Origin of the sequence: Streptomyces sp. NPDC051310, from assembly GCF_044455245.1 — a bacterium.
Taxonomy (GTDB): Bacteria; Actinomycetota; Actinomycetes; order Streptomycetales; family Streptomycetaceae; genus Streptomyces.
Genome location: NZ_JBITEO010000037.1, coordinates 21,398 through 46,314 on the forward strand (window position 1 = coordinate 21,398; position 24,917 = coordinate 46,314).

The 24,917-nt window shown below is 74.3% G+C and carries 18 protein-coding genes; 9 read left to right on the forward strand and 9 right to left on the reverse strand.

Annotated elements, in window-relative coordinates; all coding sequences use genetic code 11:
• Positions 1 to 31: 31 nt before the first annotated feature.
• Positions 32 to 4,756 (forward strand): hypothetical protein, encoded by a 4,725-nt coding sequence (locus ACIA79_RS32845; RefSeq protein ID WP_399432079.1) that lies wholly within the window; start codon positions 32 to 34, stop codon positions 4,754 to 4,756.
• A gap of 150 nt (positions 4,757 to 4,906) precedes the next feature.
• Here the strand turns inward: ACIA79_RS32845 and ACIA79_RS32850 are convergent, their stop codons facing one another.
• Positions 4,907 to 5,410 carry a hypothetical protein gene (locus ACIA79_RS32850; protein WP_399432080.1) on the reverse strand — a complete coding sequence of 168 codons (504 nt, stop codon included), beginning with the start codon at positions 5,408 to 5,410 and terminating at the stop codon, positions 4,907 to 4,909.
• 391 nt (positions 5,411 to 5,801) lie between these two features.
• Here ACIA79_RS32850 and ACIA79_RS32855 point away from each other — a divergent pair, with 391 nt between their 5' ends.
• From ACIA79_RS32855 to ACIA79_RS32870, 4 genes are read left to right on the forward strand one after another with little or no spacing between them, the layout of a single operon-like run.
• Positions 5,802 to 8,780, forward strand: coding sequence for a nitrate- and nitrite sensing domain-containing protein (locus tag ACIA79_RS32855; protein ID WP_399432081.1), 2,979 nt, complete (start codon positions 5,802 to 5,804; stop codon positions 8,778 to 8,780).
• Positions 8,777 to 9,214, forward strand: a complete 438-nt coding sequence (locus ACIA79_RS32860) for a roadblock/LC7 domain-containing protein (protein WP_399432082.1) — start codon at positions 8,777 to 8,779, stop codon at positions 9,212 to 9,214. Before ACIA79_RS32855 ends, ACIA79_RS32860 begins: the two co-directional genes overlap by 4 nt.
• 11 nt (positions 9,215 to 9,225) lie before the next feature.
• The gene (locus tag ACIA79_RS32865; RefSeq protein ID WP_399432083.1) at positions 9,226 to 9,654 is read left to right on the forward strand and encodes a DUF742 domain-containing protein; all 429 of its coding nucleotides are present in this window, start codon (positions 9,226 to 9,228) and stop codon (positions 9,652 to 9,654) included.
• A complete protein-coding gene (locus tag ACIA79_RS32870) occupies positions 9,635 to 10,249 on the forward strand; it encodes a GTP-binding protein (RefSeq protein WP_399432084.1) in 615 nt (204 codons plus the stop codon). Before ACIA79_RS32865 ends, ACIA79_RS32870 begins: the two co-directional genes overlap by 20 nt.
• Positions 10,250 to 10,291: 42 nt before the next feature.
• Here the strand turns inward: ACIA79_RS32870 and ACIA79_RS32875 are convergent, their stop codons facing one another.
• The 3 genes from ACIA79_RS32875 to ACIA79_RS32885 form a co-directional block, all read right to left on the reverse strand.
• On the reverse strand, positions 10,292 to 11,515 hold the full coding sequence (locus ACIA79_RS32875; RefSeq protein ID WP_399432085.1) for a lipid-transfer protein: 1,224 nt from the start codon (positions 11,513 to 11,515) through the stop codon (positions 10,292 to 10,294).
• A complete protein-coding gene (locus ACIA79_RS32880) occupies positions 11,476 to 11,907 on the reverse strand; it encodes a Zn-ribbon domain-containing OB-fold protein (RefSeq protein WP_399432096.1) in 432 nt (143 codons plus the stop codon). The genes ACIA79_RS32875 and ACIA79_RS32880 overlap by 40 nt, the downstream gene beginning before the upstream one ends.
• A gap of 203 nt (positions 11,908 to 12,110) precedes the next feature.
• Complete coding sequence (locus ACIA79_RS32885; RefSeq protein WP_399432086.1) at positions 12,111 to 12,926, reverse strand: M15 family metallopeptidase; 816 nt, start codon at positions 12,924 to 12,926, stop codon at positions 12,111 to 12,113.
• Between the two features lie 44 nt (positions 12,927 to 12,970).
• Here ACIA79_RS32885 and ACIA79_RS32890 point away from each other — a divergent pair, with 44 nt between their 5' ends.
• The gene (locus ACIA79_RS32890) at positions 12,971 to 13,477 is read left to right on the forward strand and encodes an NUDIX domain-containing protein (RefSeq protein ID WP_399432087.1); all 507 of its coding nucleotides are present in this window, start codon (positions 12,971 to 12,973) and stop codon (positions 13,475 to 13,477) included.
• 154 nt (positions 13,478 to 13,631) lie between these two features.
• Here ACIA79_RS32890 and ACIA79_RS32895 read toward each other — a convergent pair whose 3' ends face one another.
• Positions 13,632 to 13,841, reverse strand: a complete 210-nt coding sequence (locus ACIA79_RS32895; RefSeq protein ID WP_399432088.1) for a hypothetical protein — start codon at positions 13,839 to 13,841, stop codon at positions 13,632 to 13,634.
• A gap of 189 nt (positions 13,842 to 14,030) precedes the next feature.
• Positions 14,031 to 16,406 carry a glycoside hydrolase family 31 protein gene (locus tag ACIA79_RS32900; protein ID WP_399432089.1) on the reverse strand — a complete coding sequence of 792 codons (2,376 nt, stop codon included), beginning with the start codon at positions 16,404 to 16,406 and terminating at the stop codon, positions 14,031 to 14,033.
• A gap of 216 nt (positions 16,407 to 16,622) precedes the next feature.
• Between ACIA79_RS32900 and ACIA79_RS32905 the strand changes: the two genes are divergently transcribed.
• Positions 16,623 to 18,608: an acetoacetate--CoA ligase gene (locus ACIA79_RS32905; protein ID WP_399432090.1), complete on the forward strand. Its 1,986-nt coding sequence runs from the start codon at positions 16,623 to 16,625 to the stop codon at positions 18,606 to 18,608.
• 9 nt (positions 18,609 to 18,617) lie between these two features.
• On the opposite strand, the gene ACIA79_RS32910 is transcribed toward ACIA79_RS32905, so the two are convergent.
• Complete coding sequence (locus tag ACIA79_RS32910; RefSeq protein ID WP_399432091.1) at positions 18,618 to 19,937, reverse strand: aminotransferase class I/II-fold pyridoxal phosphate-dependent enzyme; 1,320 nt, start codon at positions 19,935 to 19,937, stop codon at positions 18,618 to 18,620.
• 47 nt (positions 19,938 to 19,984) lie between these two features.
• Here ACIA79_RS32910 and ACIA79_RS32915 point away from each other — a divergent pair, with 47 nt between their 5' ends.
• Both ACIA79_RS32915 and ACIA79_RS32920 read left to right on the forward strand, forming a co-directional pair.
• Entirely contained in the window at positions 19,985 to 21,265 is a 1,281-nt protein-coding gene (locus ACIA79_RS32915) for an MFS transporter (protein WP_399432092.1), read from the forward strand.
• A 13-nt stretch (positions 21,266 to 21,278) separates the two neighbouring features.
• Complete coding sequence (locus tag ACIA79_RS32920; protein ID WP_399432093.1) at positions 21,279 to 22,172, forward strand: hypothetical protein; 894 nt, start codon at positions 21,279 to 21,281, stop codon at positions 22,170 to 22,172.
• Positions 22,173 to 22,243: 71 nt separating this feature from the next.
• Here the strand turns inward: ACIA79_RS32920 and ptsP are convergent, their stop codons facing one another.
• Both ptsP and ACIA79_RS32930 read right to left on the reverse strand, forming a co-directional pair.
• Positions 22,244 to 23,914 (reverse strand): phosphoenolpyruvate--protein phosphotransferase, encoded by a 1,671-nt coding sequence (gene ptsP, locus ACIA79_RS32925; protein WP_399432094.1) that lies wholly within the window; start codon positions 23,912 to 23,914, stop codon positions 22,244 to 22,246.
• 85 nt (positions 23,915 to 23,999) lie between these two features.
• Entirely contained in the window at positions 24,000 to 24,449 is a 450-nt protein-coding gene (locus tag ACIA79_RS32930; protein WP_399432095.1) for a PTS glucose transporter subunit IIA, read from the reverse strand.
• Positions 24,450 to 24,917: the final 468 nt, after the last annotated feature.

Consider the following 24,917-nt stretch of genomic DNA (forward strand, 5'->3'; position numbering starts at 1 on the left):
CACGTCAGCACACGACTGAGAGTCCGCCGCCATGTACGAGCTGTCCCGGGTCCGCCTCTACTCCATCGGGCCCGCCGGTGCGCGCTACGCCGACACCGTGCTGGACCTGCGCGGAGTGGGCGCGCCCGTGCCCCACCCCGCCCCCACCCAGGCGGAGTTCTTCGAGGAGGAGCCGGTCGGCCCGCCGCGCCGCCCCGCCCCCGCGGGCGTGCTCTTCCTGGAGAACGGCGGCGGCAAGTCCGTCCTCCTGAAGCTGATCTTCTCGGTGATGCTCCCCGGCCACCGCAACACCCTGGGCGGCGCGAGCTCCGGCGTGCTGCGCAAGTTCCTGCTCGCCGACGACTGCGGGCACGTCGCCCTGGAGTGGCAGCACACCCTCACCGGTGAACTCGTCGTCGTCGGCAAGGTCAGCGAGTGGCGCGGACGGCAGGTCTCCAACGACCCGCGGAAGTTCGCCGAGGCCTGGTACTCCTTCCGCCCCGGCCCCGGGCTCAGCCTCGACTCGCTTCCCGTCGCCGAGTCCACCGCGGTCCGCCCGCCCGTCGAAGGCGCCTCCGGCGCCCAGGGCCGCCGCCGCACGATGAAGGGGTTCCGGGACGCCCTCACCGACGCCGGCAAGGCGTACCCGCACCTGGAGGTGTACTGGGAGGAGATCCACGACCGCTGGAACGAGCACCTGGGCGACCTCGGCCTCGACCCCGAACTCTTCCGCTACCAGCGGGAGATGAACGCCGACGAGGGTGAGGCCGCCGGGCTCTTCGCGGTCAAGAAGGACTCCGACTTCACCGACCTGCTGCTCCGCGCGGTCACCGACACCCGCGACACCGACGGCCTCGCCGACCTGGTCGGCGGTTTCGGCAACAAGCTGGGCCGGCGCGCCGAGCTCACGGCCGAACGCGACTTCACCGCCGGCTCCGTCGACCTCCTCGGCCGGATCGTCGAAGCGGCCGACACGCGCGCCCGCGCGCGCGACGTCCACGCGGGCGCCGAGCGCCGCACCCGTACCCTCGCCCGCCGCCTCTCCGCCCGCGCCGCCCGGGAACGCGGCCGCGCCGCCGAACTCGCCGAGCAGGTCACCACCGCCGCCCACGCCGTGACCGAGGCCGAGGAGACGCGCGCCCGCGCCTCCCGCATCGCCGCCGAACTGGCCTACCGCCACGCCTCGCTGGCCCTCACCGCCGCCGAGAAGGGCGCTGCCGCGCAGCGCCGCGAGCTCATCGACGCCCGCACCCTGCACTCCGCCTGGCAGGCCACCGAAGTCGTGCTGCGCCACCGCTCCGCCGCCGACCGCTCGGCCCGCGTGTCCGCGGCCATTCGCGAGGCCGAGCGGGACGCCGCGCCCGCGCTCGCCGCCCGCGCCAAGGCCGCCGCCGACCTCGTACGGGCGCTGCACGCCGCCGCGGAGGACGGCGAGCGGCACGCCGACGAGGAGGAGGAGCGCTCCGCCGCTCTCCAGGAGGCCGCCGAGACCGCCCACCGCGACGCCACCGCCGCCGCCACCGAGGCCCAGCGCGCCCGCAGCGAGGCGGGCCACCTGCGCCAGCGCCTCGCCGAGGTCGAGCAGGAGACCGCCGAAGCGGTCCGCGCCGGATGGCTCGACGACACCGCCCCCGACGCGGACCCCGCTCGCGCCGCGCTCGCCGCGAGCGACGCCGAGAAGACCACCGTCGCCGCGTGGGACGCGGCCCGTGACGCCGCCCGTGCGGCCGCCGACCGCGCCCGTGACGCCGCCGCCACCGAATCCCGCGCCGAACTGGCCGCCGCCCGCGCCGCCGACGCCGCCCAGGCCGCCGAGAACGCCTACCAGGCCGAGCGCCGCGCCGCCGCCTCCATCGCCGCGGAGGAGCGCCTCGCCGAGCTGCTCAGCCTGCCGTCGGCGCCGGTGTCCCGGGCCGCCGTCCCGGCGCCGCGCCGCGAGGACACCGCCGGCGGCGAGGACCGCCCCGCCGCCGACGGCAGCGCTCCGGCGGACACCGCCCCCCACCCGCACGGCGAGGGGACCGGCACCACCCGTCCCGCCTCCCACGGCCCGCTCACCGCCGAGGAACTGGACCGCTGCGCCGACGAGCTGCGCGACCTCCTCGACCAGGGCATCGCCTCCGCCGAGCGCAAGCTCTTCGAGCTGCGTACCGCCGCCGCCGACGACTCCCGCATCCTCGGAGCCCTCGGCGACGGCGGTCTGCTGCCGCCCGGCCCCGACGTCCTCGCCACCGTCGAGTACCTCGGCGAACAGGGCATCCCGGCCCTCCCCGGCTGGCGGTACCTGGCCCAGGCGGTCGACCCCGCCGACCACGCCGCGGTGCTCGCCGCCCGCCCCGAGCTGGTGGACGGTGTGGTGATCACCGACCCCGTCTCGTACGCCCGGGCCCGCGAGGCCCTCGCCACCGCCGCCCTCCTGCCGCGGTCCGCAGTCGCCGTGGGCACCGCCGCCGCGCTCCTCGCGCCCGTGCCGGGACACACCGACGGCGACACGGACGTCTTCCTCGTACCGCCGAACCCGGCCATGCACGACGAGCACGCCGCCGACGAGGAGCGCCAGGCCCTGCGCGCCCGCGCAGCCGCCCGCGACGAGGAGATCCGTACGCTCGCCGCCCGCCTCACCGCCGACCGGTCCCTCGCCGCCCGCATCGGCTCCTGGCGCGCCGACTGCCCGCCCGGCATGCTCGCCGAGCTGGCGGAAGCCGCCGCCACCGCGCGCGAGGCGGCCGAAGCCGCCGAGGCCGCCCTGGCGGAAGCCCGTACCGTACGGGCCGAGGCCGAGGAGGCGGCCGCCGACGCCGCCCGGGTGCGCGACGAGCGGCAGGAGGCCGCGCAGCGGGCCCGGCGCGCCGCCGATGCCCTCGCGGGCCTGGCGTTCCGGCTGCGCGAGCGGGCCGGCTGGCAGGCGCGCCTGCGGGAACTGGCCGACGAGGCCGCCGAGTTCGAGGCCCGCGCGCAGACCTGCCTGGAGCGGGCCCGTGCCGCGGACGAGGACCGCCGTGCCGCCCAGCGCGCCGCCGACGACGCCCACCGCACCGCCCGCGCCCTGCGGGCCGAGCGCTCGGAGATCGCGGGCGCCCCGGAGAACCTCCCCGACGACGCGCCCGATGACGCCCCGCGCGTTCCGCTGGCCGCCCTCCGCGAGGCCTACCGCGCCGCTTCCCAGCTGTACGAGAAGGTCGGCGTCGGGGCCGACCTGCGCGCGGAGCAGGCCCGCGCCGAAAGCGACGAGAGCGCCGCCCTCGCCGAGCTCGACCGGCTCACCAACAAGGTCCGCACCCGCGCCGAACAGCTCCTGCAGAGCCCCGACGGCGCCGACGGCCCGTCCCGCCAGGCCGCCGCCGCCCGCGCCGAATCCCTGGTGCAGATGCTGGAGTCCCGCGCGTCGGAGGCCAGCGAGAAGCTCGGCCGGCTGCGCGGCGAGGCGGAGCGGCTCGCCCCCGCCGACGGCGAGGCGCACACCGAGCTCCCCGAGGAGCTGATCCCCACCGACGCCGACCACGCGCAGGCCCTTCTGCGCTCCGCCACCACCGACCTGGCGGCCCGCACCGACGCCCTGGAGGCCGCCCGCACGAGCCACGCCCGGCTCCTCCAGGCCCACCGTGCCGCCGAGGACGCCGCCGGCGGCTTCGACGAGACGGCGGCGCTCCTGCGCGACCTGCTGCGGGAGCACACCGAGGAGGAGCCCGAGGCGCCCGAGCCGTACGCCGGCAGCCTGGCGGAGGCGCGGCAGTCCGCCACCGAGGCCCGCCGTTCCCTGCGCGGTTGCGCCGCCGACCTGTCGGCCGCGGAGTCCGCCGTACGCGAAGCGTGCGACGTCCTCGTCCGCCACGCCAACTCCACCCGCTACGAGCAGGTGCGCACCCCCGCCCGGCAGCAGATCCGCGAGCTGCCCGCCTCCGCCCTGCCGGAGCACGCCGCCAAGTGGGCCGAGGCCTTCGCGCCCCGGCTGCGCGTGCTCACCGACGAGCTGGCCCAGCTGGAGCGCAACCGCGACTCGATCGTCGACCGGCTGCGCGGCCTGGTGGAGTCGGCGCTCACCACCCTGCGCTCGGCGCAGCGCCTGTCCCGCCTCCCCGAGGGCCTCGGCGAGTGGTCGGGGCAGGAGTTCCTCCGGATCCGCTTCGAGGAGCCCGACCAGGCGACGCTGACGGAGCGGCTCGGCGAGGTCATCGACGAGGCCACCCGCGCCGCCGTCAAGAAGAACTCCGACATCCGCCGCGACGGCATGTCCCTCCTGCTGCGCGGTGTGCAGGCCGCGCTCCAGCCCAAGGGCGTGGCGGTGGAGATCCTCAAGCCCGACGCGGTGCTGCGCGCCGAGCGGGTACCGGTGGGGCAGATGGGCGACGTCTTCTCCGGCGGCCAGCTGCTCACCGCCGCGATCGCCCTGTACTGCACGATGGCCGCGCTGCGCAGCAACGACCGGGGCCGCGACAAGCACCGCCACGCCGGCACGCTGTTCCTCGACAACCCCATCGGGCGCGCCAACGCCACGTACCTGCTGGAGCTGCAACGGGCGGTCTCCGACGCCCTCGGCGTCCAGCTCCTCTACACGACGGGTCTGTTCGACACGACCGCGCTGGCCGAGTTCCCGCTCGTCATCCGCCTGCGCAACGACGCCGACCTGCGGGCGGGACTGAAGTACATCAGCGTCGAGGAGCACCTGCGCCCGGGACTGCCGCAGAAGGCCCAGGAAGGGGAGACGGCCGTGCACGGCGAGATCACCGCCACCCGGATGTTCAAGCGCACCCCGGTCCCGGCGGGCACGACCGACTGACCCCGCCCGCCCGCACGGCCCCCGCCCATCCCGCCCCGGAGCAGGGGCCGTGCGCGAGGCCGGGCGTGCCGCCGCCGGGCCGTCGGTGAGGCCGTGCGCGCCGTGACGCCGGGCCGTGCGCGAGGCCGGGCGCGACGCGGCGCCGGGGGCTCAGGCGCGCGACAGGCTGCTCGCGCCCCGGCGCTCCCGCTGCGTGCCGGTCCCGTCCTCGGCCCGTATTCGTACCGCCTGGCGCGCTTCCCGGGCCTCCACACGGGCGGTTCGCCGCTCCCGGCGCCGCTCCCGCCGCAGTTCCCGCGCCGTGCTGCTCGGCATGGACACCACGCCGTGGCGCTGCTTCCACACCTGCCGGGTCACCCACACGTCCGCCGCGGCCCAGGTGGCGACCACCGTGCTGGCCACGCTGCTGAGCACCATGGGGAAGGCCAGCCACGAACCCGCGAGCGTGCACAGGAACGCGACCGTCGCCTGTATGAGCGTCAGCGAGGCGATGAGCACGGCCCGCACGGCCGCCGCGCGGACCGGATCGGGCAGGCGCCGCCGCGCCGCCGGCTCCTCCACCCACAGCTCGCGCCGCTGCCGCGGCTCATCCCGCCGCTCCCACGCGTCGTACCCGTCCCGCTCGTCCCGCTGCCCACGCCGATTCGTCGCCATCGAAAACGCCACTCCCCACCAACGACCGTCTTCAGGTTGGCTGCCCGTCTTCGTGCGCTTTACGCCGACAGTCCCGACAGTCCCACGCCTCCCCGTATTCGTAGACGTACGACGGCCGGAGAAGATTCCCCGCGACACACAATTCCAGCCAACCGTTACCGCCGGGAAAGTGACGCCTCGCCAGCTGTCATCCCGCAGCGCCCGGATTGCCAACTCCCCGAATACCAGGACAACTCATGATCAACGTTTCGACCTGCGGCTGAAAATCGCCCGGACGCACCTTCGTGATGCCTGTGGTGCAGTAGTAGGCTCGCGCCGTTTGTTGATGTGTTGATGTGTACACCCGCGCCGGACGGAAGCCTCACCGGTCGGGTCCGAGGTGGGGGAGGCCATGCGCTTTCGCGGGAAGTCGATCCGCAGGAAGATCGTGGCGTTGCTGCTCGTGCCGCTTGTCTCCCTCACCGGCCTGTGGGGATTCGCGACACTTCTGACCGGCCGTGAGGCCAATCAACTCCTCGACGTCGGCTACATCATCGAAAAGGTCGGTTACCCCCTCGAGGACACCGTCCGCGTCATTCAGAAGGAACGCCGCCAGACCCTCGTCTACCTGGCCGATCCCCGTGCCTCCGACGCCCTTCCCGCGCTGCGCCGCGACCGCGCCGCCACCGACCGGGCGATCGCCCGGATCCAGGCCAACGCCGGTGAATCCGGTGTCGCCGACGCCATGCAACCCCAGGCGTCCCGCCGGCTGAACGGTCTCCTCGACGCCTTCGACGGCCTGGCCGCGCTGCGCCGCTCCGTCGAGAACCGCGCCGTCGGCCGGATGGAGGCGCTTGAGTTCTACAACCGGCTCGTCGACCCCTGTTACACCTTCCTGCTCAATCTCCACGCCCTGGAAAACGTGGAGATGGACAAGCAGGGCCGCGCCCTCGTCGGTATCGTCCGCGCTCGCGAGGCGCTCTCCCGCGAGGACGCCCTCGTGGCCTCCTCCCTGATCAGCAGGCGCATCACCGCCGAGGAGATACGCGCCGTCTCCGACCTCGTCGCCCAGCGCCGGCTCTTCTACGAGGTCAACCTGGAGCTCATGCCGGCGTCCGAACGCGAGATCTTCCGGCAGTACTGGCACAGCCCCGCCACCGCACCATTGCGGGACGCCGAGGAGGCGCTCATCGCCGCCGGCGCCACCACCGCCCCCAAGGCCGTCCAGGCGGCCCAGTGGCAGGAGAGCGTCGCCCCCGTCCTCGACCACCTCGCCACAGCCAACACCGAGGCGGGCGACCGCTACCAGGACCGGGTGCGGCCGGCCGCGTACAGCGTCCTGCTCAAGGCGGGCGTCGCGGGCGTCCTCGGCTTCGTCGCCCTGCTCGTGTCGATCGTCGTCTCCGTACGCATAGGCCGCGACCTCGTCCGCGACCTGCGCCGCCTGCGCAAGGAGGCCCAGGAGGTCTCCGGGGTCCGGCTGCCGAGCGTGATGCGCCGGCTCGCCGCGGGCGAACAGGTCGACGTCGGGACCGAAGTGCCGCACCTGGAGTACGACAAGGACGAGGTCGGGCAGGTCGGCCAGGCGCTCAACACCCTCCAGCGCGCCGCCGTGGAAGCCGCCGTCAAACAGGCCGACATGCGCCGCGGCGTCTCCGAGGTCTTCGTCAACCTCGCCCGCCGCAACCAGGTCCTGCTGCACCGCCAGCTGACCCTCCTGGACACCATGGAGCGGCGCACGGAGGACACCGAGGAACTGGCCGACCTGTTCAAGCTCGACCACCTCACCACCCGCATGCGCCGCCACGCCGAAGGCCTGGTGATCCTCTCCGGAGCGGCCCCCTCCCGGCAGTGGCGCAAGCCGGTCCAGCTCATGGACGTGGTACGAGCCGCTGTCGCCGAGGTCGAGGACTACGAGCGCATCGAGGTGCGCAGGCTTCCGCGCATCGGTGTCGGCGGACCGGCCGTCGCCGACCTCACCCACCTGGTCGCCGAACTCCTGGAGAACGCCACGGTGTTCTCACCGCCGCACACCGCGGTCCAGGTCCTCGGCGAGCCGGTGGCCAACGGTTTCACCCTCGAGATCCACGACCGCGGACTCGGCATGACCCCGGAGGCACTGCTCGACGCCAACCTCCGCCTCGCGGAGACGCCGGAGTTCGAGCTCTCCGACACCGACCGGCTGGGCCTGTTCGTGGTCAGCCGCCTCGCCCAGCGCCAGAACGTACGGGTGTCGCTCCAGCCGTCGCCGTACGGCGGAACGACCGCGGTCGTCTTCATCCCGGCCGCGCTCCTCACCGAGGCGCCCGAGGCGCAGGGCACGGACTTCCGGCTCGACCGCAAGAGCGGAGACCGCAGGAGCGTCGCCGACGGCAGGAGCGCGGACCGCACGGGCCTGGAGCGATCGGGCCCGGACCGTGGGGGACCGGAGCGTGCGGGTGCGGGCCGCTCCGGCCCGGACCGCCGCGCCGGGGACGGACCGCCGCGGCGCCCGGCGCTGTCCCAGGTGCCGTCCGGGCTGTCCGCCACCGGCCCGTCCGTGCTGGACGGTCCCATCGAACTGGAACCGCCGGTCGACGTGCTCGGCTTCGACGAGCGGCTGGGGGACCTCGACGACACCGAGAGCGAGCGCGGCGGGCTGTTCCGCCCGAGGACACCGCTGCGCCCCGTGTCCGGCCGCCCGGCCGGCTCCGACGAGGCACAGCACCAGCAGGCCGCCGACCACGACCCGGAGCGCCCGGCCGAACGCCCGCGCGGCGCCACCGTACCGCTGCCCCGCCGCAGGCCCTCGGCCCCGACCCTGATCGCGGACCGCGGCCGGCGCCTGGACGACGGCGGCCGCGCCCACCCGGCCTCCGCCCGGGCCGCGGGACGGCCGGCGGACGAGGGACCGGCCGGCGAAGGCCCGGCAGGCGAAGGCCCGGCGGCCGGGGCCCCGGAGCCCGGGACCCGGAACCGGACGACCCCGTACCGGACCATCCCGTACCGGACCGACCCGGGTCCCGGCATGCCGGACCGGACCGGTCCCGGCCGGAGGCACCCGGACCGCACCGACCCGGCCCCGGCCGCCCCGGACGGCCCCGCCGCCGGAGCGGACCACGAGACGACCCTGCCGCTCGGTGGGCTGCCCCGCCGCGTACGGCAGGCCAGCCTGGCCCCGCAGCTCCGGAGGACCACCGGGCAGCGGGACGGCGAGCGCGACGACCGGCCGGCCGGCGGGGAGCGCGACGCGCACCCCGGCGCCGAGCGGGACGCCGAAGCCGTACGCAACCGCATGGCCGCCATGCAGCGCGGCTGGCAGCGCGGGCGCCGGGAGAACGCCGACGGCGCCGCACCGGCCGCCCACGGCGAGACAGCACCGGGAACGACACCTGAGGGGGACGGTCGATGACCGCACCGAACGCCGCAACAACCCACTCCACCGGCTCGACCGGAGAGCTCAACTGGCTCCTCGACGAACTCGTCGAGCGCGTCGGATCCATCCGCAAGGCCCTGGTGCTCTCCAGCGACGGCCTGCCCACCGGCGCATCCCGGGACCTCAGCCGGGAGGACAGCGAGCACATGGCGGCCGTCGCCTCCGGCTTCCACAGCCTCGCCAAGGGCGTCGGCCGCCACTTCGACGCCGGCCGCGTGCGGCAGACCGTCGTGGAGCTGGAGGACGCGTTCCTCTTCGTCACGGCGGCCGGAGACGGCAGCTGTCTCGCGGTGCTGGCGGACGCCGACTCCGACGTCGGTCTCGTCGCGTACGAGATGACGCTGATGGTCAAGCGGGTGGGGGCCCACCTCGCGACGGCTCCGCGGTCCGGTCTGCCCACCGGAGGGTGAGTGGGGATGCGATGAGTGACGCAGCAGGCCAGCAGAGCCGGCACCGAGTCCGGGACCGCCACGAGCCGCACCACTGGTTCGACGACGACGCGGGCCCGGTGGTCCGCCCCTACGCGATGACCCGCGGCCGCACCAGCAGCGCCACCCGTCACCACCTCGACCTGATCGCGGTGGTCGTCCCCGAACCCGCGGCCGACGATCCCGGCCGCGACCAGACGCTCTCACCCGAGCATGTGGAGATCGTCGAGCGCTGCAGCGACCTCCCCCAGTCGATCGCCGAGCTCGCCGCCGGACTGGATCTGCCTGTCGGCGTGATCCGGGTCCTGGTGGGCGACCTCGTCGAGGACGATCTCGTCCACGTAACCCGTCCCGTTCCGCCGGCCGAACTGCCGGACGTGAGCATTCTGCGTGAGGTGATCAATGGCCTTCGGGCGCTCTAGCTCCCGCCGCGGCAAGCGGCCGGTGGTCGAGCCGGTGACACTGAAGATCCTCGTCGCGGGCGGCTTCGGCGTGGGCAAGACGACCCTGGTGGGCGCGGTCAGCGAGATCCGGCCGCTGCGCACCGAGGAGACCCTCACGGAGGCCGGCCGGCCGGTCGACGACCTGCACGGGGTGGAGACCAAGTCCACCACCACCGTCGCCATGGACTTCGGGCGCATCACCCTGCGCGAGGACCTGGTGCTCTACCTGTTCGGCACGCCGGGCCAGGACCGCTTCTGGTTCCTGTGGGACGAGCTGGCGCAGGGCGCGCTGGGCGCGGTCGTGCTCGCGGACACGCGCCGCCTCGACGACAGCTTCGCCGCCATCGACTACTTCGAGCGGCGTGGCATCCCCTTCGCGGTGGCCGTCAACTGCTTCGAGGGCGCTGCCCGGTTCCCCGCGGGGACGGTACGGGCGGCGCTCGACCTGGACCCCGAGGTGCCGCTGCTCATGTGTGACGCGCGGGAGCGCGAGTCGGTCAAGGAGGTGCTCGTCGCGGTCGTGGAGCACGCGCTGACCCTCGCCGACCGGCAGCGCGAGCCGGCCGCCACCTGACGGCCACGGCAGCCGGGGCCTGCGGACACACGGCCTAGCGGCTCAGCGGACGGTGACGACCGCCGAGCCGTGCCCGAAGAGGCCCTGGTTGGCGGTGATCCCGACGCGCGCCCCGGGAACCTGCCGGGCACCCGCCGTCCCGCGCAGTTGCCAGGTCAGCTCGCACACCTGGGCGATGGCCTGGGCGGGCACCGCCTCACCGAGGGACGCCAGACCCCCGCTCGCGTTGACGGGGAGGCGCCCTCCGAGCGCCGTGACACCCTCCCGGACCAGCGTGGCGCCCTCGCCCTCGCCGCACAGCCCGATGGCCTCGTACCACTCCAGCTCCAGCGCGGTGGACAGGTCGTACACCTCCGCCAGGGACAGGTCCCCGGGCCCGATCCCCGCTTCCTCGTACGCGGCCGCCGCGATCGACGCCCGCAGGGACGAGGTGCCCGGTGCCAGGCCGGCGGCGGAGTCGGTGGCGATGTCCGGCAGGTCCAGTTCGGTACGGGGATGGACGGGCGTGACGGTCGAGACGGCACGGATCCGGACCGGGTCCGCCACCCCGCGCCGCCGCGCGTACGCCAGGGAGGACAGCACCAGCGCCGCCCCGCCGTCGGAGGTCGCGCAGATGTCGAGCAGGCGCAGGGGATCGGCGACCACGGCCGAGGAGGCGACCTCGGCGGCGGTGACCGGCGTGCGGTAGCGGGCGTACGGGTTGAGCGCGCCGGCGGCCGCGTTCTTCACCTTGACCAGCGCGAAGTCCTCCGGGGTGTCCCCGTGCACGGCCATGCGCCGTCGTGCCCAGAGCGCGAAGTACGCGGGGTTCGTGGCCCCCAGGACGCGGAACCGCAACCAGTCGGGGTCGTCCGGCCGGTCGCCGCCGGCCGGTGCGAAGAAGCCCTTGGGGGCGGAGTCGGCACCCACCACGAGCACCACGTCCGCCAGCTCCGCGAGGATCTGCGCCCGCGCCGTCGCGATCGCGTGGGCGCCGGACGCGCATGCCGCGTACACGCTGGTGACCGGGGCCCCCTGCCGGCCGAGCGCCCGCGCGAAGGCCGCGCCCGCCACGTACCCCGGGTATCCGCCCCGCACGGTGCCGGCGCCGACCACGGACCGGATCTCCCGCCAGCCGACCCCGGCGTCGGCGAGCGCGGCGCGGACCGCGACCGTCCCGTACTCGGTGAAACCCCGGCCCCACTTGCCCCACGGATGCATGCCCGCCCCGAGGACGGCGATGTCCTTCACCGGGCCGTCACCGGCCGCCAGTGCCAGGTGGTCCACACCGTCCCGGCATCCTCGTGCAGGACGCCGGGGACGACCTCCACCTCCATGCCGACGGCGAGATCGGCCACCCCCACACCCGGCGCGGCATGCCCGAGCACCACCATGGCTTCCGCCTCCAGCTCCACGGCGACCAAGGTGTAGGGCCGCCACACGACGTCCGGGTCGGACACATACGGCGCGGGGGGCCGGTAGCGGCCGTCCGTGTACGACCAGACGCGCCCGCGCCGCGACAGCGGAACCTCCAGCATCCGGCCCCCGCCCTCGCACGCCGGATTGCGGCAGTGCACGTCCTCCCGCGGGAAGCAGACCGCGGAACAGGCCGAGCAGCGCGTGCCCAGCAGCCGGAAGTCCTTCTCGCCGCTGTCGTGGGTGAACCATCCGGTCACCACGGGTGTGCGTGTGCGCGTCACGGCCCCTCCCGGCATCCCGAGAACTGACGTAGCGTCAGATGGTCAGTGTGCCACGGACCCCGCCCCGCGGGCAGGGGCCCGCACGAGGGAGCAACCGGACCCGGCCGGGCTGCGTCGAAGTGGAGGGAGCGGGCGCCCGGGTCCCACGGGGGTGGCCCCGGCCGCCCGCTCCACCGCCGCGGTCAGTGACCGGCCACCGAGCGCCGCGCCACCGGGAAGTCGAAGTACGTGTCCGGGAAGGGCTCCGGCTTGTACGTGAAGTGCCACCACTCCTCCGGCAGGTTCACGAAGCCCTGCGCGGCGAGCGCGTCCTTCAGCAGCCGGCGGTTCGCGCGCTGCACACCCCCGACCCGGGGGTCGTCCGTGTGCGACAGCGTGTCGAAGCAGTCGAAACCCGTCCCCATGTCCACGGAGTTGTCGGGGAACCGCTCCTCCCGAGGCGCGGAACACGACACCAACGGCTCGCCCGGCACGTACGGACGCGTCGGCCGCGCGGGCAGTGCCACGATCGTCACGTCGACCGTCGAGCCCCGGCTGTGCCCGGACTTCGCCGCGATGTAGCCGTCCGCGAACAGCCGTGTCTTGTCCACCAGCGGATAGAACTCCGCCTTCATCCTCTCGTCCCGCAGATCCCCGGCCCACCGCACGAAATGGTCGACGGCCCGCTGCGGCCGGTAGCAGTCGTACACCTTCAGGGAGTACCCCTGCCGCAGCAGCCGGACCTGCGCGCGGTGCAGCGCCCGCGCGGCCGGCCGGGTCAGGATGCACAGCGGCTGCCGGTACCCGTCCACCGGCTCACCGACGAAGTTGTGCGCCGTGGTGTAGCGCATCTCCTGGAGGATCGTCGGATCCACGGAGCGCAGAGCCACGAACTGCTGCGGCGCCTTCGGCTCGGACGCGGCCTGCGCGACGGGCGACGTCACCGTTGCCGTCACCGCGCAGACGAGAGCGGTGCAGACGGTCGCGACGGCGCGTACGGCGGAAGCAAGTCTGGTCATGGGCACCGTCTACCAGCCCCGACGGCGTCGGTACAGTCCGCCCCGTGAAGGACACCCACTGCACCGCGTGCGGCGCGGCCCACCCGCCCTCCGCCGCCTGGCCCCGCACCTGCGCCTCCTGCGGCGCCACCGCCTACCGCAACCCCCTGCCGGTGGCCGTCGCGCTCCTCCCGGTCACCGGCGCGCGCGGGGCGGGGCTCGTCGTCATCACCCGCGCGATCGAGCCCCACCGCGGCGGCACCGCCCTGCCCGGCGGCTTCATCGACCACGCCGAGGACTGGCGGGACGCGGTGGTACGGGAGTTGCGGGAGGAGACCCGTATCGAGGCCGCCGCGGCCGAGGTCCGCCTCGCCGACGTGATGAGCTCGCCCGCCGGTCACCTGCTGGTGTTCGGTCTGCTGCCCGCACGCCCCGCCGGCGGCCTGCCCGCGTCGGCCCCCACGGACGAGACCGCCGGCCACCACATCCTGCACGCACCGGCCGACCTGGCCTTCCCGCTGCACACGGAGGCGGTCCGGAGGTGGTTCGCCGGCCGGTACGGCGAGCGCTGAACCGCCGCGGGGCGGCGCACACGACGGCCCGCACCCCCGCGGCGGCCGCCCGCCGCCCGGCCCGCGGATGCGTCCGGGTGGCGTGCGGTCTGCCGGCAGAGCGGCGGCGTGGGGGCGACATGCCGTCCGCCGCCGGAAGCGGGTGCCGTCGCGGCTACCAGCGGTCCAGCGACCGCAGAGCCGCCTCGTCCGCACCCCGGTCGGCCGACAGCGCCGGGTCGCTGCCCGTGTTCCCGTACTCCTGCACGGAGTAGTTGCCGTTCTGGGTGTGTACGCCCCGGTCGCCCACGGCCGCGGCATCGGCGGCGGCGGCACCCAGAGCGGCCGCGGCGATCCCCGCGGTCGCCAGAACCTGCTTGATCATGGCTCATCCTCTCGTCGAGCGACCCGGCACCCGGTCGGCCGGACCCGCTCTGCGTAACGTCCCGGCCGCACCCCACGTGCGCCGCGTTCACCCGAATGCCCCCACTCCGGCCGCCGTGCGGACCCCGCGCCGCCGTGCGCCCTTGCGGAGAGCCACCGCCGGTGAGGGGTGCGCGTCCGGCCCGCCGCCTCAGCCCCGCTCCGGGTCCAGCCCCCGCACCCGTACCCGCCGGTCCTCCACCGGTACCGCTCCGGCGTCCGTCACCCGCTCCACGCGGACCCCGCCGTCCACCAGCCGGGTCGTGTAGCGCTCGACCTCGGCGTGGTCCCAGCCGTCCCCCGCGTCGCGCACCACCAGGCCGCCGCCCGTGCGCCCCGGGGCCGGGGCCCACACCTCCAGCTCCCCGGAGCCCTCCGCGTCGCCCCGCACCGGCAGCACCGCGCCCGCGCGGGCCAGCACCGGGATGCGCGACAGCGGCGCGTCCAGCAGCACCTGCCCCGGGCCCTCGTACGCCCGGCCCGTCACCGTGTCGTACCAGCGCCCGCGCGGCAGCCGCACCGCCCGCCGGTCCATCCCGCGCGCCAGCACCGGCGCCACCAGCAGCGCGTCACCGAGCAGGAACGCGTCCTCGCAGTCGCGCAGCGCCCGGTCGTCGGGAGCCCCCCACCACAGCGGCCGCACATAGGGAGCCCCCGTGAGCCGCGCCAGGTGCGCCAGCGTGACGAAGTACGGCCGCAGCCGTTCCCGCTCGTCCAGCGCCACGCGCGCGTGCTCCAGCACCGCGGGCCCGAACTCCCACGGCTCGCGCCGCCCCGCGTCGATCGCCGCGTGCGTACGGAACAGCGGCAGCCACGCACCCAGCTGGAACCAGCGCAGGAACAGCTCCGGCGACGGGCTGCCGTCGAAGCCGCCCACGTCCGGCCCCGAGTACGGCACCCCGCACAGGCCCAGCCCCAGTACCAGCGACAGCGAAGCGGACAGCCCCGGCCAGCCGGTGGACACGTCGCCCGACCAGGTCCCGCCGTACCGCTGCATCCCCGCCCAGCCGGACCGGGAGAAGAGGAACGGCCGCTCGTCCGGGCGCAGCCGCCGCAGCCCCTCGTAGCCCGCCGCGGCCATCGCCAGCCCGTAGACGTTGTGCGCCTCGCGGTGGTCCCCGCCCCGGCCCTCCAGCGCGTGCCGCGCCGAGCGGGGCAGCGTCATGTCCCCGAAGGGCGCGAAGGACACCGGCTCGTTCATGTCGTGCCACACCCCGGAGAAGCCCTGCGTGAGCCGCTCCTCGTACAGCCCGCCCCACCACTCCCGCACCGCCGGGTCGGTGAAGTCGGGGTACACGCACTCCCCGGGCCACACCAGCCCCTGCACCTCCCTGCCGCGCCCGTCCCGGACGAACGCCCCCGACGCCCCGACCGCCCGCCCGCTGTCGTAGACCGCGTTCCCGGGCTCGGCCCGCACCCCGGGGTCGACGATCGAGACGAGCCGCACACCCTGCTCGCGCAGGTCCCGCGCGAGCCCGGGCAGGTCCGGGAACCGCTCCCGGTCCACCGTGAAGACCTGATGCCGGTCGTAGTGGTCGATGTCGAGGTGCAGCGCCGACAGCGGAAGGTCCCGCTCCCGGTACCCGGCGACCACCCGCCGCACCTCCCGCTCGGTGCCGAAGCCCCACCGCGCGTGCTGCGGCCCGAGCGCCCAGGACGGCGGCAGCGCCGGCGCCCCCGTCAGCGCCGTCCAGCCGTGCAGCACGCGCGCGGGGGTTCCGGCCACCACCCAGCAGCGCAGCGGTCCGCCGCTCATCCGCAGCTCGCTCGTCCCCGGCCGGTCGTGCCCGGACCCGGCCCCCTCCTCGCCCTCCCGCAGCGTCACCTGCCCGTCCCAGGAGCTGTCGTGGAACGCCAGGTGGGTGCCCGCGTCCGAGACGACCAGCTGGACCGGCATGGTGATGTAGAGCGGGTCGTCGCCGGGGTCGAAACCGCCGCGCGGATCGGTGTTCCACAGCCGGTACGTGCCGTTCCGCAGCCGGGGCCCCGACGCCCGCCCGCCCAGCCCGAAGAACCGCGCGTCGGCCGGCACCTCGGCGCGCTGCACCCACCGCGCCGGGCCGCCGCTCACCGGCTCCCACCAGCGCGGCGGCAGCTCCCGCCGCAGGACGACCCCGCCCGGCGTACGGACCTCCACGGCCCCGTTGCGCGAGACCGCGATCGTCACCCGCTCGGCGACCACCCGCCAGCCGCCGCCCTTGTCGGGCTCCAGGACGGCCCGCGGGTCGGGCTCGGGCGGGTCCCCCGCCAGCGCGTACGAAGGGAGCGGCTCCGCCCCGTCCCACCCCCAGAAGACCGTGCCGCCCGCCACGAACACCCGAAGCTCGGAACGGGCGAACCGGACGATCCCCCCGCCCGGCAGCGGCTCCGCACCCCGCGCCGGCCCCGGGACCCGCGCCCGCTCGGCGCCCCGGGGCGGCAGCCCCCACGCGTCCGTACGCCGCTGCCGCCACGCCGACCGCGCCGCGCGCAGTCCCCGTACCGTCGCGAACACCTTTACCGAACGCACCAGATCACGACCGTCCATGCCGTTCACCCTGCCAGCACTCCAGGGGCTCGGGAGAGCCGTTCAACTGCCGTTCACCCATGGTGGGACCACATATTCAGTCATCCGACCATGGGCGGCGAACCCTGGTGCGAACAACGTTCACATGGCATCGTCCCTGTCAGCCGCGTCACGCGCACACCCCCGCACGTGCGCGCGACACACGCAGACCCGCGTTACAGCCAGGGAGCAGCCCACATGACTTCAGAGCACGCGCAGACCGAGCCGCTCTGGCAGCCGGACCAGGACCGCATCGCCACCGCCGCGGTCACCCGCTTCCAGGCCTGGGCGGCCGAACGGTACGGCGCCCCGGCCGACGGCGGCTACCCGGCGCTGCACCGCTGGTCCGTCGAGCAGCTCGACACCTTCTGGCAGGCCGTCGCCGAGTGGTTCGACGTCCGTTTCGCCACGCCGTACGAGCGCGTCCTCGGCGACCGCTCCATGCCCGGCGCCCAGTGGTTCCCCGGCGCCACCCTCAACTACGCCGAGCACGCCCTGCGCGCCGCCGCGGACCGGCCCGACGAGCCCGCCCTGCTCCACGTCGACGAGACCCACGAGCCGGCCCCCGTCAGCTGGGCCGAGCTGCGCCGCCAGGTGGGCACCCTCGCCGCCGAGCTGCGGGCCCTGGGGGTACGGCCCGGCGACCGCGTCAGCGGCTACCTGCCCAACATCCCGCAGGCCGTCACCGCCCTCCTCGCCACCGCGGCCGTGGGCGCCGTATGGACCTCCTGCGCCCCCGACTTCGGCGCCCGCAGCGTCCTCGACCGCTTCCAGCAGGTCGAACCGGTCGTCCTGTTCGCGGTCGACGGCTACCGCTACGGCGGCAAGGAGCACGACCGCCGCGACACGGTCGCCGAACTGCGCCAAGAGCTGCCCACCCTGCGCGCGGTCGTCCACATCCCGCTCCTCGGCACGGACGCCCCCGAAGGCACGCTCGCGTGGGACGCGCTGACCGCGGGCGACGCGGAGCCCGTCTTCGAGCAGGTCCCGTTCGACCACCCCCTGTGGGTGCTGTACTCCTCCGGCACCACCGGCCTGCCCAAGGCGATCGTCCAGTCCCAGGGCGGCATCCTCCTGGAGCACTTCAAGCAGCTCGGCCTGCACTGCGACCTCGGCCCCGGGGACCGCTTCTTCTGGTACACCTCCACCGGCTGGATGATGTGGAACTTCCTCGTCTCCGGCCTGCTCACCGGCACCACGGTGGTCCTGTACGACGGCAGCCCCGGCTACCCGGACACCGGCGCCCAGTGGCGCGTCGCCGAGCGCACCCGCGCCACCCTGTACGGCACGTCCGCCGCCTACGTCATGGCCTGCCGCAAGGCCGGCGTCCACCCCTCCCGCGACCACGACCTGTCCCGCGTCCGGTGCGTCGCCACCACCGGCTCGCCGCTGCCCCCGGACGGTTTCCGCTGGCTCCACGACGAGGTCGGGGACGACCTGTGGATCGCGTCCGTCAGCGGCGGTACGGACGTCTGCAGCTGCTTCGCCGGCGCCGTCCCCACCCTCCCCGTCCACATCGGCGAGCTCCAGGCGGCCTGCCTCGGCACCGACCTGCAGGCGTGGGACCCGCAGGGCAAGCCCGTCACCGGCGAGGTGGGCGAGCTGGTGGTCGTCAACCCGATGCCGTCCATGCCCGTGCAGTTCTGGAACGACCCCGACGGCAGCCGCTACCGCGACAGCTACTTCGACATGTACCCGGGCGTCTGGCGCCACGGGGACTGGATCACGATCACCGACCACGGCTCGGTCGTGATCCACGGCCGCTCCGACTCCACCCTCAACCGGCAGGGCGTCCGGATGGGGAGCGCCGATATCTATGAAGCGGTGGAACGCCTCCCCGAGATCCGGGAGTCCCTCGTCATCGGCCTGGAGGAGCCGGACGGCGGCTACTGGATGCCGCTCTTCGTCCACCTCGCCGAGGGAGCGACCCTGGACGAGGACCTCGTGGCGCGCATCAAGCAGACGATCCGCACCGAGCTCTCCCCGCGCCACGTCCCCGACGAGATCATCCAGGTCCCCGGGGTCCCGCACACCCTCACCGGCAAGCGCATCGAGGTCCCCGTCAAGCGCCTCCTGCAGGGCACCGAGCTCGCCAAGGCCGTCAACCCCGGCTCGGTCGACAACCTCGACCTGCTGCGCTTCTACGAGGAGCTCGCCCGCAAGCGGGCGACGGCCATGGAGTGACCCGCCGGCTCAACCGCCGTACAGGGCTTCGGACTCACCGAGCACATCCGCGAAGTCCGAGGCCAGCCGCGCCGCGTCGGACGGCTCGAGCGTCGCCGACGTGATCCGTACCGCCGTGGGCGCGGCGATCCGGAAACGCGCTCCCGCGGCCACCCACCAGCCGCGGGAACGCAGCCCGTTGACGACCGCCGACTCGTCCCGCACCGGCACCCACACGTTCATCCCGCTCTCGCCGCGCGCCGCGATCCCGCGCAGGGCCAGCTCCCCGATCAGGGCACCCCGGCGCTCCCCGTACGCGTCCTGCGCCCGGCCCACCAGCCGCGCCACGTCCTCGTCGGTCAGCAGCCGCGCCACGGTCTCCTGCAGTACGTGACTGACCCAGCCGGACGTCAGCAGCATCCGCCCCTCGTGCCGCGCCAGCGTGGTCGCGTCGCACGCGAGCGCGGCCCACCGCAGGTCCACGCCCAGATGCTTGGACACGGTCCGCACGTGCGCCCAGCGCGGCAGCCCGGCCGCCGCCAGCGCGAACGACGGTGCGCCGGACACCTCCGCGTTGTGGTCGTCCTCGATCACCAGCACCTCCGGGGCATCGGACAGCACGCCCGCCAGGGCGTCCCGCCGCTCCCGCGAGAAGCAGCCGCCCACCGGATTCTGGCCCCGCGGACTGCACACCACCGCCCGCACCCCGGCGCGCAGCGCGGTCCGCAGCGCCTCGGGTGTCATCCCCTCGTCGTCCACCGCCACGGGCACCATGCGCATCCCCAGCGCCGGGACCAGGTCCAGCAGGTGGTGGAACCCGGGGTCCTCCACGGCCACCGAGTCACCCGGTTTGAGCTCGGTGGACAGCAGCCGGCCCACGCAGTCGAGCGCCCCCTGCGCGAAGGTCACGTGCTCCACCGGCACGCCGTCCCGCGCGAACCACGCACGCGACAGCTCCACCAGGGACGCCAGGCGCGGCGAGGCCCTGCGCGACCCGGGCACCGGGCCGACCGGCGACGGCGGCCTCAGCACCGGCAGGAACGCCGGATCCGGATGGCCGCCGGCCAGGTCACGGACCCCCTCGGGCACGCGGGGCGGGCGCCGGGAGCCGACCGACGGCGCCTGTGCCACCACCGTCCCCCCGCGCCCCTTCGTCACCACGATCCCGCGCTGCCGCAGCTCCTTGTAGGCCGTGGCCACGGTCCCGGGGCTGACGTCCAGTTCCTCCGCCAGCCGCCGTACGGGAGGCAGGGCGGAGCCCGGCCGGAGCCCGCCGCCGGCCACGGCCCGCTCGACGGACGCGGCAATCCCCTTGGCCGTCGTACCACTGATCGCATATTGTGCTGCCACGTACTTCACTATGTATCAATACCTAATCCCGAGTCAAGGGGGAACCGGTGGACCAGCACCGACGCCGCGCCGCACTCGCCTTACGCATCCCAGGAGGCCGCGACGGCCGGCGCATGCTCGTCGTCGCCCTCATCGACAAGACCGGCACCGGACTCTGGGCCACCGCCGTCGCCCTCTACTTCACCCACGTCACCGGGATGTCCCTCGCCCAAGTAGGCTTCCTCATCGGCGTCTCCGGAGGCGTCGGCATCGCCGGCGCCCCCCTCGCCGGCCGCCTCGCCGACCGGTTCCCCGTCACGCGCGTCCTCATCGCCGCCCAACTCCTGCGCGCCGCCGCCCTGCTGGCCCTCCTCACCACCCACGACTACGCGCTCCTGCTGCTCTGGTCCGCCGTCGGCGCCCTGCCCGACCGGGCCTCCAACGTCCTCACCAAGCTGTACGCCGCCCGCATCGCCGGCCCCCGGCGCGTGCGCTACCAGGCCTTCAACCGCACCGTCTCCAACCTCGGCTGGTCCCTCGGCGGGCTCGGCGCCGCGGCGGTCCTCACCATCGGCACCGCCACCGCCTACCAGGTTCTGCTCATCGGCAACGTCCTCTCGTACGTCGCCATCGCCGCGCTCACCTTCCGCTGCGCCGAACCCCCCTCACCCTCACGCGTCGTCACCACCGCCGACGCCACCCCGACCGCACCCGCCAAGCCCTCCGACCCCTGGCGCGACCGCACGTTCCTCCTCTACACCGCCACCGAGGCCGCCCTCTTCCTCGACGACGCGATCCTCCAGGTGGGCATGCCCCTGTGGATCGTCCACGCCACCGACGCGCCCGTCGGCCTCGCCCCGCTGCTGCTCGTCCTCAACTCCGTCCTCGTCGTCCTCTTCCAGGTCCCGCTCGCCCGCTTCGGCGCCACCTCCACCGCGGCCCGCAGGCTCCTCATCCCCCTCGCCGGCCTCTTCACCGCCGGCTGCCTCGCCATGGCCGCATCGACCGCCGGCGGCCGGTGGACCGCCATCGCCACCCTCACCGCCGCCGCGATCGCCCTCACCTTCGCCGAGATGATCCACGCCATCGTCTCGTGGGAACTCTCCCTCGTCCTCGCCCCCGCCGACGCCCAAGGCGCCTACCTCGGCGTGCACGGCCTCGCCTCCTCCACCCAGCGCAGCGTCGGCCCGCTCCTCGTCACCGCCGTCATCGCCACGGGCCCGCTCGCCTGGCCCGTCCTCGGCGCGGGCTTCGCCGCCACCTGCCTCGCCCAGCGCCGGCTGGTCCGCGACCGGCTGCCCGCAGCGCCACTGTCAGACCCCTCGGTTACGGTGAGTGAGCACCGATGAACAAGGGGGATTCATGGCACGCACCCGGACCACCGCGACCACGCGACGCGCCCTGCGCCGCGAAGTACCCTGCACCGTCGGCCTGCTGGCCGACGAACAGGACTTCACGGCCATGCGCCGCTACCGCACCTTCACCTTCGACGACCACACGACCTACCTGCACCAGGTCGAAGACCTCCTGCAGAGGCTCGCCTCCCAGGGCGCACACACCAGCGTCGCCCTCTTCGACCCGGAGGACTACGCCGACTACTGCGCCCGCGGCGGCCTCGACCCCGACGACCCCGCCAGCCGCAGCCGCTTCACCGCGGAGGTCGCGGCCACCGGCGCCCGCGTCACCTACAGCGGACAACCGATGGAACTGCTCGTACCCCTCCTCATCGACAAGGCGGTACGCCACTCCACCTGGGAGTACGCCACCCTGCTCCTCGCCGGCGCCGGCGCATGCTCCGTCTGCGGACAGGACGACGCCCACGCCGCCCTCGACCGGGCGACCCGCCTGCTCCACCGCCTGCTCCAGGCAGCCGGCTCCGGCACCCACCACGTCGTCTGCAGCGTCCCCACCCAGGGCGAGCACCTCATGGCCGTCCTCCACGCCGAACGCACCGGCACCGGCCCCACCGAGCTCGACCCGTCCGAAGGCGCGGAGTTCACCACCGTCCTGGCCGCCGGCATCGCATGCGAAAGCCCCGGCGGACTCGTCCTGCGCACCACCACCCCGGGCGCTCCCGACCGCGTCCACGGCTGGCGCCTGGACCGCGGCCGCGTCCTCCCGCTCAGCGCCGCCGAGGTCTTCGACGCCTACTGCACCGACGCGGACACCGGCGAACCGGTCGCCCCCGAGCACAACGTCGAGTACCTCGCCGGCTTCGACATCACCGGCGACGACGACCCGCCCACCCATCACTGACCACGCACACGGCAGGAGGGGCTTCCCCGCCACCGCGGGAAAGCCCCTCCACACCTCGGCGAGGCATCACCTCACTCGCCGGACAGCACCGCCTGCGCCGCCAGCCGCGCCTCCTCGGCCGTGTCCGCGGCACGCGCCGCCGCGGCAGCACGCTCGCACTGCGCCAGCGTGTGCTTCGCCAGCGTCGCCCGCACATACGGGATCGAAGCGGCACCCATCGACAGCGAGGTCACACCCAGACCCGTCAGCACACACGCCAGCAGAGGATCGGAGGCAGCCTCGCCGCACACACCGCAGCTCTTGCCCTCGGCCCGCGCGGCCTCGGCCGACAGTGCCACCAGATCCAGCAGCGCCGGCTGCCACGGATCCTGCAGCCTCGACACCGCACCCACCTGCCGGTCGGCGGCGAACGTGTACTGCGCCAGATCGTTCGTGCCCAGCGACAGGAACTCGACCTCCTGCAGGATCGAGCGCGCCCGCAGCGCGGCGGACGGAATCTCCACCATCGCCCCGAACTTCGCCTGCAGCCCCGCCTCACGGCACGCGTCGGCGAACGCCTTCGCGTCAAGACGGTCGGCCACCATCGGCGCCATGACCTCCAGGTACACCGGCAGCCCCTCGGCCGCCTTCGACAGCGCCGACAGCTGCGTCCGCAGCACCTCCGGGTGGTCCAGCAGCGTCCGCAGACCCCGCACGCCCAGCGCCGGGTTCGGCTCGTCCGCCGGCGTCAGGAAGTCCAGCGGCTTGTCCGCACCCGCGTCCAGCACCCGCACCACGACCCGGCCTTCGGGGAACGCCTCCAGCACCGCGCGGTACGCCTCGACCTGCTTCTCCTCGGAGGGAGCCCGCCTGCTGTCGTCCAGGAACAGGAACTCCGTCCGGAACAGGCCGACACCCTCCGCCCCGGCCTCCACGGCGGCCGGCACATCGGCAGGCCCGCCCACGTTCGCCAGGAGCGGCACCTTGTGCCCGTCCGACGTCGCCCCCGGACCGGACGTCGCCGACAGCGCCGCCTTGCGCTCGGCAGCCGCCCGCTCCAGCTCGGCCCGCCTCTCGGCGCTCGGCTCCACGAACACCTCGCCCGTGCTGCCGTCCACCGCGATCACGGTCCCCTCGGCCAGCTCGCCGGCGCCCGGCAGCGCCACCACGGCCGGCACACCCAGCGCCCGCGCCAGGATCGCGCTGTGGCTGGTCGGACCGCCCTCCTCCGTCACGAACCCGAGCACCAGCGTCGGGTCGAGCAGCGCCGTGTCCGCCGGAGCGAGGTCCCGCGCGATCAGCACGTACGGCTCGTCACTGTCCGGCACACCCGGCATCGGCACACCCAGCAGCCGCGCCACGATCCGGTTCCGCACGTCATCGAGGTCCGCGACCCGCCCCGCCAGGTACTCGCCGGCACCCGCGAGCAGTGCCCGGTACGCGGCGAACGCGTCGTACACCGCCCGCTCCGCCGTGCTGCCCACAGCGATGCGGCGCTCGACATCGGCCATCAGCTCGGGGTCCTGCGCCATCATGGCCTGCGCCTCGAGCACGTGCTGTGCCTCGCCGCCGGCCAGATTGCCGCGCGCGATCAGGTCGGCCGCCACCGCCTCGACGGCCTGCCGTGCACGCCCCTGTTCGCGCTCGGCCTCCTCGGCGGGAATCTGCTTGGCCGGCGGCTCGAGGACTGCCGTGCCCATGTGCCGTACCTCGCCGATCGCCACACCGTGGCTGACGCCGACGCCTCGCAGCGTTGTCTCCATTACACCTGTCTCCGATTGAGTGGCGGCCGGAGCCGCCACGGTATGAATGTCCGTCCCGTGGCCGTCCCGCAGGACGGCGCCGACATCACTGCCAGGTGAAGAGCGTGTCCCCGGCCTTCACGTCGCGGTCCTCCACGACCTGGCCGAGCGAGTCGCCGGTGGCCTCCAGGGCCACGACGGGGCAGATCGGAGACTTGCCGGCCGCCTCCACGGCCACCGGGTTCCACCGCACGACGGCCTGCCCGCGCCGGACGGTGTCGCCCTTGCTCACGAGCAGCTCGAAGCCCTCGCCGTTGAGCTGAACCGTGTCGATGCCCAGGTGCGTGAGCACGCCGTGGCCCTCGCCGTCCACGACGACGAACGCGTGCGGGTGCAGGGAGACGATGACCCCGTCGACGGGAGCGACGGCTTCGGACGCCTCACGCACGGGATCGATGGCGGTGCCCGGGCCGACCATCGCCCCGGAGAAGACAGGGTCGGGAACAGCGGCGAGTCCGATGGCCCGGCCGGCGAGCGGCGACGTCACGGTGGTCATGGGGAGCCTCCCAGGGGGCGGAGATTCTGTGTCGCCGTCACTGCCTGTCCCGGACGGCGTACTGTCAGAAGCGTATGTCATGAGATGTCCCGGTTCTGTCCGAGAAGACCTGCTACGCGGCCCTCCGGACAACCGGCACGATTTGCCTCAACTACCGGCTGCAGGTAGGGTCGTACCCCTGTCTGGCCCCGACGCGACACTGAGTCGGAGGTCGACAGCGACCTATCAAGCCGAGATCCTAACTGGTCTACACCAGTGGTCTACACCTCTGCGCCCGCTAGTCGGTGGTCAGAGGGGCCGGAAAAGGCTGGTAGTGTTTGACCCCGCCGGAAAGGGAAACGCGAAAGCGCTCCTCACATTCGGCAGCCCGCTTCAGCGGGTGGCAGAAACGGAAAACGGATCTGCTAAGCTGGAAACACGAAAGACCGAAGGGAAGCGCCCGGAGGAAAGCCCGAGAGGGTGAGTACA

Excerpts from the sequence above, each read along its gene's own strand:
- ptsP (WP_399432094.1), bottom strand. The coding sequence starts at position 23,914 with ATGGAGACAACGCTGCGAGGCGTCGGCGTCAGCCACGGTGTGGCGATC.
- ACIA79_RS32845 (WP_399432079.1), top strand. The coding sequence starts at position 32 with ATGTACGAGCTGTCCCGGGTCCGCCTCTACTCCATCGGGCCCGCCGGT.
- ACIA79_RS32885 (WP_399432086.1), bottom strand. The coding sequence starts at position 12,926 with ATGACCAGACTTGCTTCCGCCGTACGCGCCGTCGCGACCGTCTGCACC.
- ACIA79_RS32895 (WP_399432088.1), bottom strand. The coding sequence starts at position 13,841 with ATGATCAAGCAGGTTCTGGCGACCGCGGGGATCGCCGCGGCCGCTCTG.
- ACIA79_RS32920 (WP_399432093.1), top strand. The coding sequence starts at position 21,279 with ATGGCACGCACCCGGACCACCGCGACCACGCGACGCGCCCTGCGCCGC.
- ACIA79_RS32850 (WP_399432080.1), bottom strand. The coding sequence starts at position 5,410 with ATGGCGACGAATCGGCGTGGGCAGCGGGACGAGCGGGACGGGTACGAC.
- ACIA79_RS32860 (WP_399432082.1), top strand. The coding sequence starts at position 8,777 with ATGACCGCACCGAACGCCGCAACAACCCACTCCACCGGCTCGACCGGA.
- ACIA79_RS32930 (WP_399432095.1), bottom strand. The coding sequence starts at position 24,449 with ATGACCACCGTGACGTCGCCGCTCGCCGGCCGGGCCATCGGACTCGCC.
- ACIA79_RS32870 (WP_399432084.1), top strand. The coding sequence starts at position 9,635 with ATGGCCTTCGGGCGCTCTAGCTCCCGCCGCGGCAAGCGGCCGGTGGTC.
- ACIA79_RS32905 (WP_399432090.1), top strand. The coding sequence starts at position 16,623 with ATGACTTCAGAGCACGCGCAGACCGAGCCGCTCTGGCAGCCGGACCAG.
- ACIA79_RS32865 (WP_399432083.1), top strand. The coding sequence starts at position 9,226 with ATGAGTGACGCAGCAGGCCAGCAGAGCCGGCACCGAGTCCGGGACCGC.
- ACIA79_RS32900 (WP_399432089.1), bottom strand. The coding sequence starts at position 16,406 with ATGGACGGTCGTGATCTGGTGCGTTCGGTAAAGGTGTTCGCGACGGTA.
- ACIA79_RS32855 (WP_399432081.1), top strand. The coding sequence starts at position 5,802 with ATGCGCTTTCGCGGGAAGTCGATCCGCAGGAAGATCGTGGCGTTGCTG.